Raw genomic sequence first — 15,294 nt, 5'->3', positions numbered from 1 at the left:
GGATTACTGAACAATGGCTATCACGAAGAAGCAGCGGGCCGCCATCGCGGCGATCGTTATCGCAGGGATCCTGGGGACCGGGACGGTGCTGCTCACAGGCAGGACATCGGGAAACGAAGAAGGCGAACACGGCCACGCCGAGCACGCCGAGGCGAAGGGGCATGACGACGGGGAGCACCATGGCCACGCGGCGATGGAAGGACATGCCGACGACAAGGGCCATGCCGATGAGGAGCACCACGAGGCGGCAAAGAAGGGTCCGCACGGGGGCAACCTGTTTGTCCACGACAAGGATGCGGTCGAACTGGCAATGGCCGAAGAGGGCGGCGAAGCACGCCTCAGGCTATGGATTACGACGGACGGCAAGCCTGTCGCCACTGGTGCATCAGTTGTCGGCGAGATTAAGCGTGCAACCGGTGAAATTCAGCCGTTGAAGTTTAAACAGGTGGGCGATTACCTGCAGAGCGAAGCCAGCATCGCTGAACCACATGTTTTCGATGCCACGGTGCGAGTCACAGTCCCCGCGGGAAAAACGCCGATCATTGCTACGCTCGCCAAGGAAGAAGGCAAGCTCGAGCTGAGCGCGGAGCAACTCAAGCAGGCTTCGATTGGCATTCAGGTCGCTGGCCCAGCCAAGGTACAGACTGGGCTGCAGTTTCCCGGCGAAATCCGCTTCAATGAAGACCGCACCGCGCACGTCGTGCCACGTCTGTCTGGGGTCGTCGAAAGCGTCCAAGCGAACATTGGTCAGCAAGTCAAAAGAGGCCAGTTGCTTGCCATCATTGCGAGCACCAGCTTGTCCGAGCAGCGCAGTGAGCTTCTCGCCGCACAGAAGCGGCTGGATCTCGCGCGAACCACGTTTGAGCGGGAGAAGAAGCTCTGGGAAGAGAAGATTTCCGCGGAACAGGACTATCTGCAGGCACGCACCGCTCTGCAGGAAGCGCAGATAGCCGTGCAAAACGCCCAGCAGAAGCTGACAGCCATTGGAGCGAGTGCCGCCGCGAAGGGATTGAACCAGTTCGAGCTTCGGGCCCCGTTCGACGGCATCATTGTTGAGAAACACCTGACATTGGGCGAGGCAGTCAAGGAAGACGCCAGCATTTTCACCATCTCGGACTTGTCTTCCGTGTGGGCCGAGTTTGTGGTTTCCGCTAAAGACCTAGGTAACGTGCGAGTGGGGGAGAGGGTTGCCATCAGTTCGACTTCCTTTGAGGGCAAGGCGGAAGGCACGGTGTCCTATGTCGGATCGCTGTTGGGCGAGCAGACGCGCACGGCCAAGGCGCGGGTGACGCTGGTGAACCCGAATATGGCCTGGCGCCCGGGTCTCTTTGTGACGGTGAATGTGCTTGGTGCCGAGGTCGAGGTGCCGGTCACGGTTGCGTCCGAGGCTGTGCAGGAAGTCAACGGCCAGAGTGTTGTCTTCCTCGCCGTACCGGGCGGCTTCGTTATCCAGCCTGTGAAGACGGGCCGAACCAATGGCAAGGTCGTTGAAGTACGGGAAGGCCTGAAAGCAGGTGCCCGCTACGCTGCGTCCAACAGTTTCGTGCTGAAAGCGGAACTCGGCAAGGCCAGCGCCCAGCATACCCACTGATACGGGAGACAAGCATGTTCGAACGTATCATCCGCTTTGCCATCGAGCAGCGCTGGGTGGTCTTGCTCGCGGTACTCGGGATCGCGGCATTGGGCGCCTACAACTATACGCGGCTGCCTATCGATGCTGTGCCGGACATCACCAACGTCCAGGTTCAGATCAATACTACGGCGCCTGGCTATTCACCCCTTGAGACAGAGCAGCGCATTACCTATCCGATCGAGACGGTAATGGCGGGGCTGCCTGGCCTCGAACAGACACGATCGTTGTCCAGGTATGGCCTGTCGCAGGTGACGGTCATCTTCAAGGATGGCACCGATATCTACTTTGCCCGCCAGCTTGTCAACCAGCGCATCCAGGAGGCAAGAGAAAGGCTTCCAGAGGGCATTACGCCGACGATGGGGCCGATATCGACGGGCCTGGGAGAAATCTATCTCTGGACGGTAGAAACAGAGCCTGGCGCCAGGAAGCCCGATGGTGCGTTGTATACGCCGACCGACCTCCGCGAGATTCAGGACTGGGTAGTCAAGCCGCAATTGCGGACCGTCCCCGGCGTGACCGAGATCAATTCGATTGGTGGTTTTGCCAAGGAATACCTTGTTGCTCCTAGCCTGGAGCGATTGGCGTCATATGGCCTTACCCTGACCGACGTAGTCTCCGCGTTGGACAAGAACAACGATAACGTGGGGGCAGGCTACATCGAACGACGCGGCGAACAATACCTCGTTCGGGCTCCCGGGCAAGTCAAGTCTGTCGACGATATCCGGGATGTCATTGTCGGCACTGCACAGGGCCAGCCGATTCGCGTGCGCGACATCGCCGACGTTGAGATTGGCCGGGAGCTTCGCACCGGCGCAGCCACGGAGAATGGCAAGGAGGTCGTGCTGGGCACGGTCTTTATGCTGATCGGAGAGAACAGCCGCGCCGTCTCGCAGGCCGTCGACAAGAAGATGGAGGAGGTGAACCGGACGTTGCCCGAAGGCGTCAAGGTCGTGACGGTGTACGACCGAACCGTGCTGGTGGACAAGGCTATTGCCACGGTAAAGAAGAACCTCCTGGAAGGCGCCATTCTCGTCATCGCGATCCTGTTCCTGTTCCTGGGCAATATCCGCGCGGCGATTATTACCGCGCTGGTGATTCCGCTGTCCATGTTATTCACCTTCACCGGAATGGTGAACTACAAGATCAGCGCGAACCTGATGAGCCTGGGCGCGCTTGACTTCGGCATCATCATCGATGGTGCCGTCGTGATCGTTGAAAACTGCGTGCGTCGGCTTGCTCAGGCGCAGGCACACCACGGGCGCCCGCTCACGCGTACCGAGAAGTTTCATGAGGTGTTTGCCGCCGCCCGCGAGGCGCGCAGGCCACTGCTGTTTGGCCAGCTCATCATCATGATTGTCTATCTACCCATCTTTGCGCTGACCGGCGTGGAAGGGAAGATGTTCCATCCGATGGCTTTCACTGTGGTGCTTGCCTTGCTGGGTGCCATGGTGCTGTCGGTAACGTTCGTCCCGGCGGCGGTGGCGCTCTTTATCGGTAACAAGGTTGCCGAGAAAGAGAATCGCTTGATGGAATGGGCCAGGCATCGCTATGAACCTCTGCTGGACAAATCGCTGGCTAACACACCAGTGGTCCTGACCTTTGCCTGCGTTGCGATTGTTGTTTGTCTTGCCCTGGCATCGCGGCTTGGCAGCGAGTTTGTTCCGAATCTCAATGAAGGCGATCTCGCTATCCAGGCCCTTCGGATTCCTGGGACCAGCCTTTCGCAGTCCGTTGAGATGCAACAACAGCTCGAATCGCGGCTGAAGGCGAAGTTTCCAGAGATCGAGCGCATCTTCGCGCGCACCGGGACGGCGGAGATCGCCTCCGACCCGATGCCACCGAACATCTCAGATGGGTACATCATGCTGAAGCCACAGGCAGAATGGCCTAAGCCGACCAAGTCGCGAGACGAACTGCGGGCGGCAATCCAGGCCGAGGCGGCCAAAGTCCCGGGTAGTAACTATGACTTCTCGCAGCCGATCCAGCTTCGCTTTAACGAGTTGATTTCAGGGGTTCGATCGGATGTCGCTGTCAAGATCTTCGGTGACGACAACACGGTATTGAATGAGACGGCAAATAAGGTTGCGGCTGTTCTTCAGGGTCTGCAAGGTGCCACCGAGGTGAAGGTGGAGCAAACGACCGGACTACCCATGCTGACCGTGAGCATTGATCGGCAAAAGGCGGCGCGCTATGGCCTCAATATGAGCGATGTCCAGGATGCCGTTGCCATTGCCATCGGGGGAAAGGCGTCCGGCACCTTTTTCCAAGGCGACCGGCGCTTTGACATTCTGGTCCGGCTTCCAGACGCGGTTCGGGGGGATCTTGAGACTATGCGTCGGCTACCGGTTCCATTGGCAAAGAATGGTGGCGGAGACGCACGAACCACCTATATCCCGCTGAGCGAAGTGGCCACGCTGGAGCTGGCGCCCGGGCCCAACCAGGTGTCGCGTGAAAATGGCAAGCGCCGGATCGTGGTAAGCGCCAACGTTCGCGGGCGGGATATCGGTTCATTTGTCCCCGAGGCGGAGGCCGCCATACAAAGGCAGGTGAAGATACCGACAGGGTATTGGATTACGTGGGGAGGAACATTCGAACAGTTGCAGTCCGCTACGGCACGTCTGCAGATTGTGGTGCCTGTCGCGCTGCTGATGGTGTTTGTACTGCTATTTGCGATGTTCAATAACGTAAAGGATGGGCTGATCGTTTTCACCGGCATCCCGTTTGCCCTGACCGGCGGGATTCTGGCGCTCTGGCTGCGTGGCATTCCTCTCTCGATCTCGGCGGCCGTGGGGTTCATCGCGTTGTCTGGCGTCGCTGTCCTGAACGGTTTAGTGATGTTGTCGTTTATCCGTACGCTCCGTGAGGAGGGCCGGTCTCTAGACGACGCCATCCGCTTGGGCGCGTTGACGCGGCTCAGGCCGGTCCTCATGACAGCGCTCGTCGCGTCATTGGGCTTCGTTCCGATGGCGATCGCCACCGGCACCGGCGCAGAGGTGCAGAGACCGCTCGCGACGGTGGTCATCGGCGGCATTCTATCCTCGACCGCTCTGACTCTCCTGGTCCTGCCGGTGCTGTACAGGCTCGCACATCGACGGGACGAAGAGGAGGAGGAGGTTGAGGTGCCGGTGATTCAACCCGCTTGAACTGCGGCAAGGCGGATGCCAGCCGATGCTGGCATCCGCCCCCACAAGGAGACGGCAATGGGCACAGGACACGATCACAGCCATGCAACCGGAAATGAGCGCGCATTGAAGTTTGCGCTTGCGTTGACTTCGACGTTTCTTCTTGTGGAGTTGGTCGGTGGCATTCTGACCAAGAGCCTGGCGCTCATTTCCGACGCAGCGCACATGTTCACCGACACGGCGGCGCTCGCAATCGCGCTTGCAGCCATCCAGATAGCGAAGCGCCCCGCAGATAAGGCTCGCACGTTTGGCTACTACCGCTTCGAGATTCTTGCGGCTGCCTTCAATGCGTTACTGTTATTCGCGGTGGCGCTATATATCCTGTACGAGGCGTACCTGCGACTGAAGTCACCGCCCGAGATAGAGTCTACAGGGATGCTGGTGATCGCCACCGTCGGCCTGGTGGTGAATCTCATTAGCATGCGAATTCTTTCTGGAGGGAAAGACCAAAGCTTGAATGTCAAGGGCGCCTATCTGGAGGTTTGGAGCGACCTTCTGGGCTCGTTCGGAGTCATTGTCGGCGCCATTGTTATCCGCCTGACCGGCTGGTCGTGGGTCGACTCCGCGGTGGCAGTGCTGATTGGACTATGGGTCCTGCCCAGAACCTGGGTTTTGATGAAATCCAGCCTCAATATTCTGCTGGAAGGCGTTCCTGAAGACATAAAAATTGACATCGTGGAAGCTGCATTGCGCGCCGTCGATGGCGTAACGAGCATTCACGATCTGCATGTTTGGGCGCTCACCAGTGGAAAGATCAGTCTGACGGTACACATCGTCAACGACGCGCGAGTGGACCCCGAGGGCGAGATACTGCCTCGCATTCGCGAGCTGCTGGCGAAACAGTTTGGTATTACGCATATCACCGTACAAGCAGAACTGACGCCTTGTTGGCAGGCGGATCCGGCTGCGCACTTTGCGTCGGCCGAGCAATACGCTAGTCAGTTTAGCCTTGCGGGAGAGCGAAAACAGGCGAGGCACGACCATGAGGAAGGTGAGCAGTGAAGGTTCTGGTCATTGAGGACGAGGCGCGAACCGCCGAGTACCTGCAGAAGGGGTTGACTGAGTCGGGCTTCGTCGTGGACGTGGCAAAGACAGGCACCGATGGCTTGCATTTTGCCGAAGAGATGCAATACGACGTGATCCTGTTGGATGTGATGCTGCCCGGCACTGACGGCTGGAGCGTACTCAAATCCATTCGGAAGCGGGGCAATACACCGGTGCTGTTCTTGACGGCCAGGGATGAAGTCTCTGACCGGGTGAAGGGATTCGATCTGGGGGCCGATGATTATTTGGTCAAGCCATTCGCATTCGCTGAACTACTGGCCAGGATCCGGCGTTGTCTGCGCCAAAGCATAGGGCGGGATGCTGAACATCTGGCGATAGCCGACCTGGATATTGATGTGCTGGGCCGACGTGTATTCCGTGGCGGTGTGAGGGTGGAACTGACCGCGCAGGAATTTGCCTTGCTCCATTTGCTTGCAAGACGTTGCGGTGAAGTATTGTCGCGCCCGTCGATCGCTTCTCATGTATGGGATGTGAACTTTGATACGGATACCAACGTAGTCGATGTCGCGATTCGCCGCTTGCGAGCCAAGATCGATGATCCGTTCGAAACCAAGCTGATTTACACGGTGCGTGGCATGGGATATGTGCTCGACCCGCAGCGAGGGCAATAGCCATGCCACGGTCCCTCCCTGGCAGGCTGGCGCTGCTCTTTGCCATTTTGGTAACGGTGGCGTTGACTAGCGTGGGAGCCTATTCCTATTACTCCCTCCAGGCCCAGCTTGAGTCGCGCGACGAGGAGATCATTCGTGGCAAGTTGGCACAAGTCGATCACCTCATGCGCGAAGTAGACGTGGCCAATGGCATCCCGGATTCGACACATCGCTTGGATGATCTGGTCCGCGGATATGATGGTCTGGCAATACGTATCCGAACTGGGACCGGGCAACTGTTGTACCGAACCAGCGATGCCTTCCCGCAGAACTTCGACCTAGACGCCAGCCGCGTTGCGTTAGGCATTGATACACCGCTTCTGACAGGCCGTCGGACCACGGTGCTGGGTAGCCATGGCACCGGTGCGATTGTGACGATAGCTCAAAGTGGAACCGAGCGGGCGCAAGTCATCAGGAGTTTCAAGTACCGTCTCCTGATAGGTACGACCGTGTCGGTCATCCTGACAGCAATGCTTGGCGCGATCATTACCCGCAGGGAACTGCTTCCGGCGCAGCAGTTGGTGCAGCAAGTCCATCGTATCAACGTGGAGCAGCTCAGCTACCGAGTTGACGCGCCAACGCGGCCGGCTGAGGTCAGACAAATTGCGAACGCGTTCAATGAGATGCTGCAGCGTCTGGAGTCCGGCTACGAACGGCTCTATCGGTTCTCTGCCGATCTTGCCCACGATATGCGCACGCCGATGAATAACCTGATCGGCCATGCGGAGGTAGTGCTGTCGAAAGAGCGTAACGCCGCCGAGTATGCTGCAGTACTAGAGGAGAGCTTGCTTGAGTACCAGCGACTGTCGCGCATGATCGATTCCATGTTGTTCCTGGCTCGTGCTGAAGGGGCCAATGTCCGACTTGAAATGACCGTCATCGATCTGGAAGAGGTGCTGTCTAAGGTCGCGGACTATTTCTCTATCCTTGCCGAGGAGCGGGGCATCACGATCTCCGTGACCGCGAAGGGGCATGTGCTGGCCGATCCCATGCTGTTTCGCCGTGCCGTCAATAACGTGCTGGACAACGCCATCCGACACGCCGACGCCGGATCAACGGTTGCGATACGAAGTGCGACGGTTGGAGCAGAAGTCATTGTCCAGGTCTCGAATCGCGGAGAGCCAATCCCGGAAGAGGACCTCGAACATATCTTTGAGCGATTCTATCGAGGTGACCGCGCGCGCTCGAATGGCTATCGATCGACTGGGCTGGGGCTGGCTATTGTGCGCTCCATTGTGGAGTTACACGGCGGTGCGGTACAAGCTGTGAACATTGAGGGCCGTGTCACTCGCTTCGAACTGCGATTCCGTGGCGCCGGTCTGTGATAACGACCCGACAGCACAGAGGGCATTATCGGTGGAACTTTTGTGCTGGCCGCAACAATGTGTTCTTCTTCCCATCGGAAGTTGCCTCCCTTCCTTTTGCGGACTAATGTTCACTGCATGCGGTAAGGATGGCGGATGCATCCGCGGTTGATCTGTATAGGACAAGGGAGCTAAAGCGGCCGGGCACTCGTGGGGTTCTCAGGCGGCGCAAGCTGGCGGTGCCTGCGGTTTTTTCGGATTAACAGGCGACTTCGACGGAACATGGCATCGAACCCTCGTTGGTTGCGCGCGTGCCCGAGCCGCCTGGCTGGGGCGCTAATGCTATTGGCGTTCGTTGGTGACATCTATGCCGCCGAATCTCTTTTGACCCTGGACCAGGCCTGGCAGATCGCCGAAGAGGCCAATCCGGCGCTTAACGCTGCGCAAGCAAACCTTGCTGCGGCCGAGGGGCAACTGACCGACACCCGCAGCCTTCTGTGGAACAACCCTCACGTGAACGCCGAAGGGTTGCGGCGCATGGTGCCCCAGCCGGGCGCCAGCGATGGTGTGCAGCGCGAATGGCGGGCACAGATCAGTCAGACACTTGAGGTCGCTGGCCAGCAAGGGTACCGCCGGACAGCGGCGGAGCAGGAACTGGCGGCGCTCCAGGAGAGCCTAGAAGAAACCCGCCGGCAAGTTCGGGCCGACGTCGAGCGAGGATTTGTCCGGGTGCTAAGTCTCCAGGCCCGCGCCGCCATGGAGGCGGAGGTCGTCGCCTTGATTCGCGACAATGTCAGCGTTGCGAGAAAGCGCTTCGAGGCGGGCGAGGATACGAAGCTTGACAACAACCTTGCTGAAGTCGAACTAGGGCGCGCGGACAACCAGCTCGAGGCGGTGCGTGAACAACTACTCGGGGCCCGCGCTGACCTCGCTGCGACGCTCCAATTGCCAGCGAAGGCGCTGCCGGAAGTCCAGGGAAACCTCGTTTCCGAGGCGCCAGATCTTCCCTATAGCCTCGAGCAGCTATTGTCGACGGCTTCCACGCGGCCCCGGCTGCGTGCCCTCGACCATCGGGAGCAAGCTGCCCGCAGCCGTCTTGGCCTGGAGCGCGCCGCCGTCTATCCGGATGTCACCGTGGGACTCTTCGCTGGCCGGGAAGGGCCGGTACAGGGGCGGGAGCGAATCATGGGGCTCAGCGTCTCGCTGCCGCTACCGCTATTTCGCCGCAATGCAGCAGGTATCGGTAGAGCGGGCACTGAGCTTACCCAGGTCCAGCTTGAGCGGCAGGCCGCCATCCGCGATACCAGCGCGAGCGTGATCGTCCTCTGGCAAAAACTGGAAAGCGTGCGCCAGCGGGTCAACAAATTGGAGCAGTTTGTCCTGCGCCGCCTGCGGGAAAACCAGCGCCTCTCTGCGACCGCCTACCGGACTGGGGAGATCAGTCTCACACAGTTATTGCTTGCGACGAGGCAAGTCCTGGATACTCGACGAGAGGTGCTGGATGCATTAACCGAACTGGCCCTGACGCGCGTCGAGCTAGAACAAGCGGCAGGTTGGGCGAGGATGAAATGAGATCCGTCGTTCGGCTGTTGATTGGACGCCATTGAGGAGTGCACCTCTAAGGTTCACGCATGAAAAACGTTTGCCTATTTCAGCGATGCCGCGTTCTGGCGGCGGGGTTGTCGGTACTGGTCCTGGCCGGATGCGGCCGCAGCGAACCACCGACGCCGCAAGCATCTGCGACCCAGCAAGGTGCCACGGAAACGCAGAAAGTTGGCCCCTCACCAGCCACCGAGAAGGCGGTGGAGCCGCTGCTCAAGCTCAGTGCTGAAGAAATTCGTGCAGCCGGTATCAAGGTGGCAGGATTGCGCGAAGAGGAGGTCGCCGAGCAACTGACCGTGACCGCCACCATCCGTCCAAATCAGGATCGAATCGTCCACGTGGCGCCGCGGGTGGCCGGGCGCATCGTCAAGGTCCAGGCAAATCTTGGCGATGCGGTGCTGACAGGCCAGACGCTCGCGGTACTCGATAGCCTGGAAGTCGGCGAAGCCCACTCGGCCTATTTGCAGGCCAGGACTGCCCAGGCGGTGGCTAAAGCCGACTTTGAGCGCGCGGAAAAGCTCCACGGCGAGCAGATCATCGCCCAGAAGGATCACCTTCGCGCGCATGCCGAGTACGAAAAATCGAAGGCGGCATTCGCCGCTGCAGCGGACCGGCTGCGCATGCTCGGGGTAAGCCAGGTTCCTGCAATCAATGGAAAGGCGGTTTCGACATTTCCACTGATATCCCCGTTCACCGGCACGGTTATTGAGAAGCACGCCATCTTGGGTGAGCTGGCGCAGCCGGACAAGCAGCTTTTTGTCGTTGCCGATCTGTCACGCCTGTGGATCGAGGCGAACCTGTTCGAAAAGGATCTCAGCAAGATCCAGGTTGGGGCGCCGGCCGTCATCACTGTTGCCGCCTACCCGGACGAAGCCTTTCAGGGCCAGCTTACCTACATCGCGGCGGTCGTCGACAAGGAGACACGGACCGTGCAGGCTAGGGTGGAAGTGAGCAACCTCGATGGACGTCTCAAGCCGGAGATGTTCGCTACAGCCGCCATACACACACGCAGCGGCTCCAACCGCAAAGCGATCTTACTACCGGAAGAGGGCGTGATCCTAATGCAGGGCCAACCCACGGTCTTTGTTGAGGCCGGTGGTGGCTTTGAGCCGCGCCCAGTGGAGCTAGGCGTAAGACTGCGCGACCGCGTCGAAGTCACGAAAGGGCTTGCGGTGGGCGAGAGGGTGGTGACAGCGGGAAGCTACGCGCTCAAGGCACGCCTGCTGAAGGCACAACTGGGCGAGAGCCATTAGGATGCTGCCATGTTGAACTACATCGTTGACCTGTCGCTACGCTACAAGGTGCTGGTGATGGTGGGATTCGCTGTGGTTGTTTTCCTGGGGGTACGCGCCTGGCTTACAGTGCCTGTGGATGCCTTTCCCGATGTGACGCCGAACCAGGTGAACGTTTATACGGAGTCGCCAGGACTGGCCGCAGAGGATGTGGAGAAGCTCCTCACCGCGCCCATTGAGACGACCATGGCGGGCCTACCAGGCGTTGAGCAGATCCGCTCAGTGTCTCTCTTCGGCTTGTCCTATGTCGGCGTCTATTTCAGGGATGACCTGGACATCTATTTTGCCCGCCGCCTCGTTGGCGAAAAGCTGCAGGAGGCGCGAGAGCGCATCCCGGCAGGCTACGGGGAACCGACCCTGGGTCCGAACAGTTCGGGGCTTGGCCAGGTGTTCTGGTATACGGTTGAGTCGGCCGACGACAAGCTGTCGGCCATGGATCTTCGTACGTTGCATGACTGGAGCGTACGCCTTATGTTGCGAACCGCCCCAGGCGTGGATGACATAACCACATGGGGCGGGCAGGAAAAGCAGTTCCAGGTCCTGATCAATCCACTGAAGCTCATTAAGTACAGCCTGAGTTACAAGGCGGTAATGGAGGCACTGGCAGCGAACAACAGGCAAGTCGGTGGTCAGTATGTGAATCTCGGACGAGAACAGTACTTAGTGCGCGGATTGGGATTGGTCTCGAATACCGAGGACATCGGCAATATTGTTGTCGCCGAGCGAGAAGGAATTCCAATTCACTTACACGAAGTGGCCGAGGTGAAGGAAGGTCCCGCCGTCCGCTTTGGTGCAGTTACTCGCGACGGTCGTGAAGTCACGCTCGGAATTGCCCTGGCTCGCATTCACGAAAATGCCAAGCAGGTCGTAGATGGCGTCAAGCAGAAATTAAAACTCGCACAGCAGGCGCTGCCAGCCGGCGTAACGCTCAACCCGGTCTACGATCGTACGGACATTGTAAAAAGGGCCATGACGACCGCTGAGCGTGCTTTGATTGAGGGGTCGCTTCTCGTCGCCATCGTGCTCGTCTTGTTTCTCGGTGAATTGCGATCGGCATTGGTGGTGATTCTCGCGCTTCCACTCGCCATGCTGATCGCGTTTCTGTTGATGCAGCAGTTTGGCCTTTCTGCCAACCTGATGTCGCTGGCGGGTCTGGCAATCGGCATCGGCATGATGGTGGATGGTGCCGTGGTGATGGTGGAGAACGGTTTCCGGCTGCTTTCTCACCACACGGGACCTACCGTGAATCGCACCCATGTCATCCTGGAAGCGGCGCGTGAAGTGATCAATCCAATCGCCTTTGCCATCCTCATCATTATCGTCGTATTCCTGCCCCTGTTTTCCCTCACCGGGCTGGAAGGCAAGCTCTTCAAACCGATGGCGCTTACTATCACCTTTGCCATGGCGGGATCGCTGCTGCTTACGCTGACCCTAATCCCTGTTTTATCGGCCCTGATCCTGAAACCCAAGGTGGAGAAGGACACTTTCCTGGTCCAATGGGTCAAGGCCGCTTATCTACCGCTTCTTGACCGGGCGCTGGAGAAAAAGAAGTTGGTATTTGGTTCGGCCCTGGCGTTGCTGGCTGCGGCCTTGGCGGTGTTCCCCTTCCTCGGGAAGGAGTTCATGCCCACATTGCAGGAGGGCGCCATCATGTTCCGCGTAACCGGTATTCCCTCCACGTCGCTGGAGGAATCAATACGGATCTCTCGCACAATGGACGCCGTCCTCAAGCAGCGGTTCCCTCAGACCAAATCGGTGCTTGCCACCATCGGGCGGGCGGAAAAAGGGGAGACCAACGACGCCAATTACATGGAGGTACTGGTAGATGTAAAACCACGCGAACAGTGGCCCGAGCAGATCACCCTGCCGGAGCTTTCCGACCGAATGAAAGAAGCGTTGGAACACGCGATGCCGACGGTCGTACTGTCGAATACCCAGCCGATCCAGATGCGGGTCGAAGAACTGATCTCCGGCGTTCGCGCCACGCTTGCTCTCAAACTCTACGGTCCTGATCTCACCACGCTCGATCGGCTGGCCAGCCAGCTCAAGCCGGTGCTGGGCTCAGTGTCCGGCGTCGCCGATCTATCCTTAGAGGCTAACAAGGGCAAACCACAACTCGTGATAAAGGTCAACCGCGAAGCGGCCGCGCGCTTTGGCATCAATGCGGATGAGATTCTTGAAGTCGTTCAGGCCGGGATAGGCGGGAAGGCCGTCAGCACCCTGATCGACGGTGTTCGCCGCTTTGACATTCAGGTTCGGCTCGACAGTGCCTATCGGGACAGCCGGCAAGCAATCAGCGACATTCCTCTGCGCACCCAGACTGGGGCCCTGGTGCCGCTGTCACGTGTAGCCACGGTGGCAATGGATGAGGGCTATACCTTCGTGCGCCGCGAGCAACTTCAGCGCTATGCCGTGTTGCAGATGGACGTAAAAGGCCGCGACGTGGACGGCTTCGTGCAAGAGGCCGACGCGAAAATCCGCCGTCAGGTCAAGCTGCCGGAAGGCTATTGGATCGAATGGGGCGGCGCTTTCGAGAATCAGCAGCGCGCAATGGCGCGGCTTACCCTGATCGTGCCGCTCACCATTGGCCTCATCTTCCTGCTGCTGTACACAGCATTCAACTCGCTCACCCACGCGACTCTCATTATTGCTAACGTGCCGTTCGCTGTGATCGGCGGCGTCTTTGGGTTGGCGCTGACCGGGCAGTATGTCTCAGTGCCATCCGCCATCGGCTTTATCGCAGTTTTCGGCGTTGCCATGCTGAACGGCATTGTGTTGGTATCTTTTCTCAACGATCAGCGCCGCCAGGGCTTGTCGATCCGCGAAGCGGTGCGCCAGGGCGCCACGCTGCGCCTGCGCCCGGTGTTGATGACGGCCTCGGTGGCAATTCTCGGTCTACTGCCAATGCTGCTATCGCAAGGGGTGGGAGCGGAAGTACAGCGACCATTGGCGACCGTCGTTGTCGGAGGACTCGTCACATCAACGGCGCTGACGCTTTTGCTGTTGCCGCTCATGTATGAGTGGCTGGCAAGTCGCGCGGAACGCAGGCGTGGTTCAACCTGACGATTAGTTGCGCTGCCTCGCCCGCATCGCTGCCCGGAGACCACCAATGAAAGAGATCAAGGCATTCGTTCGACAACACCGCATCGCCAACGTCTTGGCGGCACTGAGAGACACGGGGCATTGCGACATGAGTAACTCCGGTAACGGTTGTCACAACATCACGATATCTAAAGTGCAACGGCCGCTCGCGAGTGGAGATCCCACGCAGCAGCACTATTCGATGGAGCTTGCTGAAGCCGTCGTCGCAGAATATAAGCTCGAACTTGTATGCGCCGACGACGTGGTCGACGTTCTTGCGGACGCCATTGCCATGGCGGCAGCCACAGGGCAAGCCGAAGCCGGCTGGATATTCATGAGCGAAGTTCAGCGCGCAGTGAGGATCGCGTGATGCATTAACGATAAGGGCGGCAGGGCATCGAGGGTGTCGAGCCGAGCCGGATTGGCTCTGCGCATAGATTCCCCCAAGCAGCGTCTTCGGGCGCGAGCGGTGACATTCAACCGTGGGAGCCAACGGATATGCGCTTGCCTTTCTCATGTCTGGTGGGCCGTTTTGTAAGGCCTCGCACAATGCAGCAGTCTTTTGCCTCTCGCGATCGGCCACATTGACTGCGCAATTGTTTCGAGTCGCGTTCTGATGCTATCAAATGGAACTCAGGGATAGGCAGACTGGGATGGGAACGGACGACTTGGAGCAAAGCTCGCAGTGCTCAAGGCACTAATCTCGTGGGTAGCCGAAGCCTTCCACCTTTTGTGTCATGTCCGGACAGGATTCAGTCATGCTTGCCATGTCCGCCATCCTCCCAGCAACGGCGCAGTCCTCGTGATGGAAGCAGGCCTCCCTGTGCCTGATTGGGAACCATCGCGCGCCGACCACTGGCTCGACACGCCGGTCCGGGGGGAGCGGTTGGCGCCGTCCTCAGTTACCGCGCGGACTGTAAGCGTATGCGTCGTGATGGCGCCGCTCATGCTCTCGTCGCCCATGATTTATGCCATGGCGGGATTCACGATGGGGCTCGCGCAGCGCGGCACCATGGCCATACGATGCGTGCGAGTTGTGCTCCAGTTCCACGGCGGGCACGGCACGCGCCTCGGTATGCGCTGAGCGTGGCGGGACGACCCCCTCTGCGGCCATGCCCGTCATGCGGGTAGGCATTCCCCTGCGCATTGGCGTAACTGAATCTGATAAGTATGATGGTGCCGACTAGGACCGAATGCTTTTTTGTCTCCCTTGGGGTAGCCCCTCCCCAGTAAGCCGCCACGCTGCCCTGTGCGGTTCACCCGCGCAGCAATCATACGCGACGCGCACAGTTGCTGTGGTGCCAGGCATGCGGTACGTAAATGTGGACTCTGGCGATACCTCGGCGACAACACCATGGCCACGACCATCCTGGACCGCCTGATGCATCGATCCAAACTCCTCGAGCTCGAGGGCAAGAGCCATCGCCTCAAGGAAGCCGCCACCAGGCTTGCCGTTTCTGAGAAAGCCGATTCATAATCTGCCCG

Annotated in this window: 10 protein-coding genes and 1 pseudogene; all 11 read left to right on the top strand. The window is 59.2% G+C overall.

What is annotated here, in order from left to right; all coding sequences use genetic code 11:
* Positions 1 to 13: 13 nt before the first annotated feature.
* Positions 14 to 1,591 carry an efflux RND transporter periplasmic adaptor subunit gene (locus LPA45_RS33545; protein WP_367395207.1) on the top strand — a complete coding sequence of 526 codons (1,578 nt, stop codon included), beginning with the start codon at positions 14 to 16 and terminating at the stop codon, positions 1,589 to 1,591.
* 14 nt (positions 1,592 to 1,605) lie between these two features.
* On the top strand, positions 1,606 to 4,776 hold the full coding sequence (locus tag LPA45_RS33540; protein ID WP_367395206.1) for an efflux RND transporter permease subunit: 3,171 nt from the start codon (positions 1,606 to 1,608) through the stop codon (positions 4,774 to 4,776).
* Positions 4,777 to 4,833: 57 nt separating this feature from the next.
* Positions 4,834 to 5,817, top strand: a complete 984-nt coding sequence (locus LPA45_RS33535) for a cation diffusion facilitator family transporter (RefSeq protein WP_367395205.1) — start codon at positions 4,834 to 4,836, stop codon at positions 5,815 to 5,817.
* Entirely contained in the window at positions 5,814 to 6,491 is a 678-nt protein-coding gene (locus tag LPA45_RS33530) for a heavy metal response regulator transcription factor (protein WP_367395204.1), read from the top strand. The genes LPA45_RS33535 and LPA45_RS33530 overlap by 4 nt, the downstream gene beginning before the upstream one ends.
* Positions 6,492 to 6,493: 2 nt before the next feature.
* The gene (locus LPA45_RS33525) at positions 6,494 to 7,855 is read left to right on the top strand and encodes a heavy metal sensor histidine kinase (protein WP_367395203.1); all 1,362 of its coding nucleotides are present in this window, start codon (positions 6,494 to 6,496) and stop codon (positions 7,853 to 7,855) included.
* 318 nt (positions 7,856 to 8,173) lie between these two features.
* Positions 8,174 to 9,406 carry a TolC family protein gene (locus LPA45_RS33520; RefSeq protein WP_367395202.1) on the top strand — a complete coding sequence of 411 codons (1,233 nt, stop codon included), beginning with the start codon at positions 8,174 to 8,176 and terminating at the stop codon, positions 9,404 to 9,406.
* A gap of 59 nt (positions 9,407 to 9,465) precedes the next feature.
* Positions 9,466 to 10,689, top strand: a complete 1,224-nt coding sequence (locus LPA45_RS33515) for an efflux RND transporter periplasmic adaptor subunit (protein WP_367395201.1) — start codon at positions 9,466 to 9,468, stop codon at positions 10,687 to 10,689.
* A 9-nt stretch (positions 10,690 to 10,698) separates the two neighbouring features.
* Entirely contained in the window at positions 10,699 to 13,791 is a 3,093-nt protein-coding gene (locus LPA45_RS33510; RefSeq protein ID WP_367395200.1) for an efflux RND transporter permease subunit, read from the top strand.
* A 46-nt stretch (positions 13,792 to 13,837) separates the two neighbouring features.
* The gene (locus LPA45_RS33505) at positions 13,838 to 14,179 is read left to right on the top strand and encodes a P-II family nitrogen regulator (protein WP_367395199.1); all 342 of its coding nucleotides are present in this window, start codon (positions 13,838 to 13,840) and stop codon (positions 14,177 to 14,179) included.
* 823 nt (positions 14,180 to 15,002) lie between these two features.
* A complete protein-coding gene (locus LPA45_RS34295) occupies positions 15,003 to 15,191 on the top strand; it encodes a CzcE family metal-binding protein (protein WP_376790699.1) in 189 nt (62 codons plus the stop codon).
* Positions 15,143 to 15,286: pseudogene (locus LPA45_RS33500) on the top strand (ATP-binding protein); the annotation flags it as partial. The gene LPA45_RS34295 and the pseudogene LPA45_RS33500, both read left to right, overlap by 49 nt.
* Positions 15,287 to 15,294 lie beyond the last annotated feature (8 nt).

This window comes from Cupriavidus sp. Agwp_2, assembly GCF_040784895.1.
In the GTDB taxonomy this organism is placed as follows: Bacteria; Pseudomonadota; Gammaproteobacteria; order Burkholderiales; family Burkholderiaceae; genus Cupriavidus.
The sequence above is the reverse complement of the archived record's forward strand: the minus strand, read 5'-3'. Positions and strand labels throughout refer to the sequence as shown.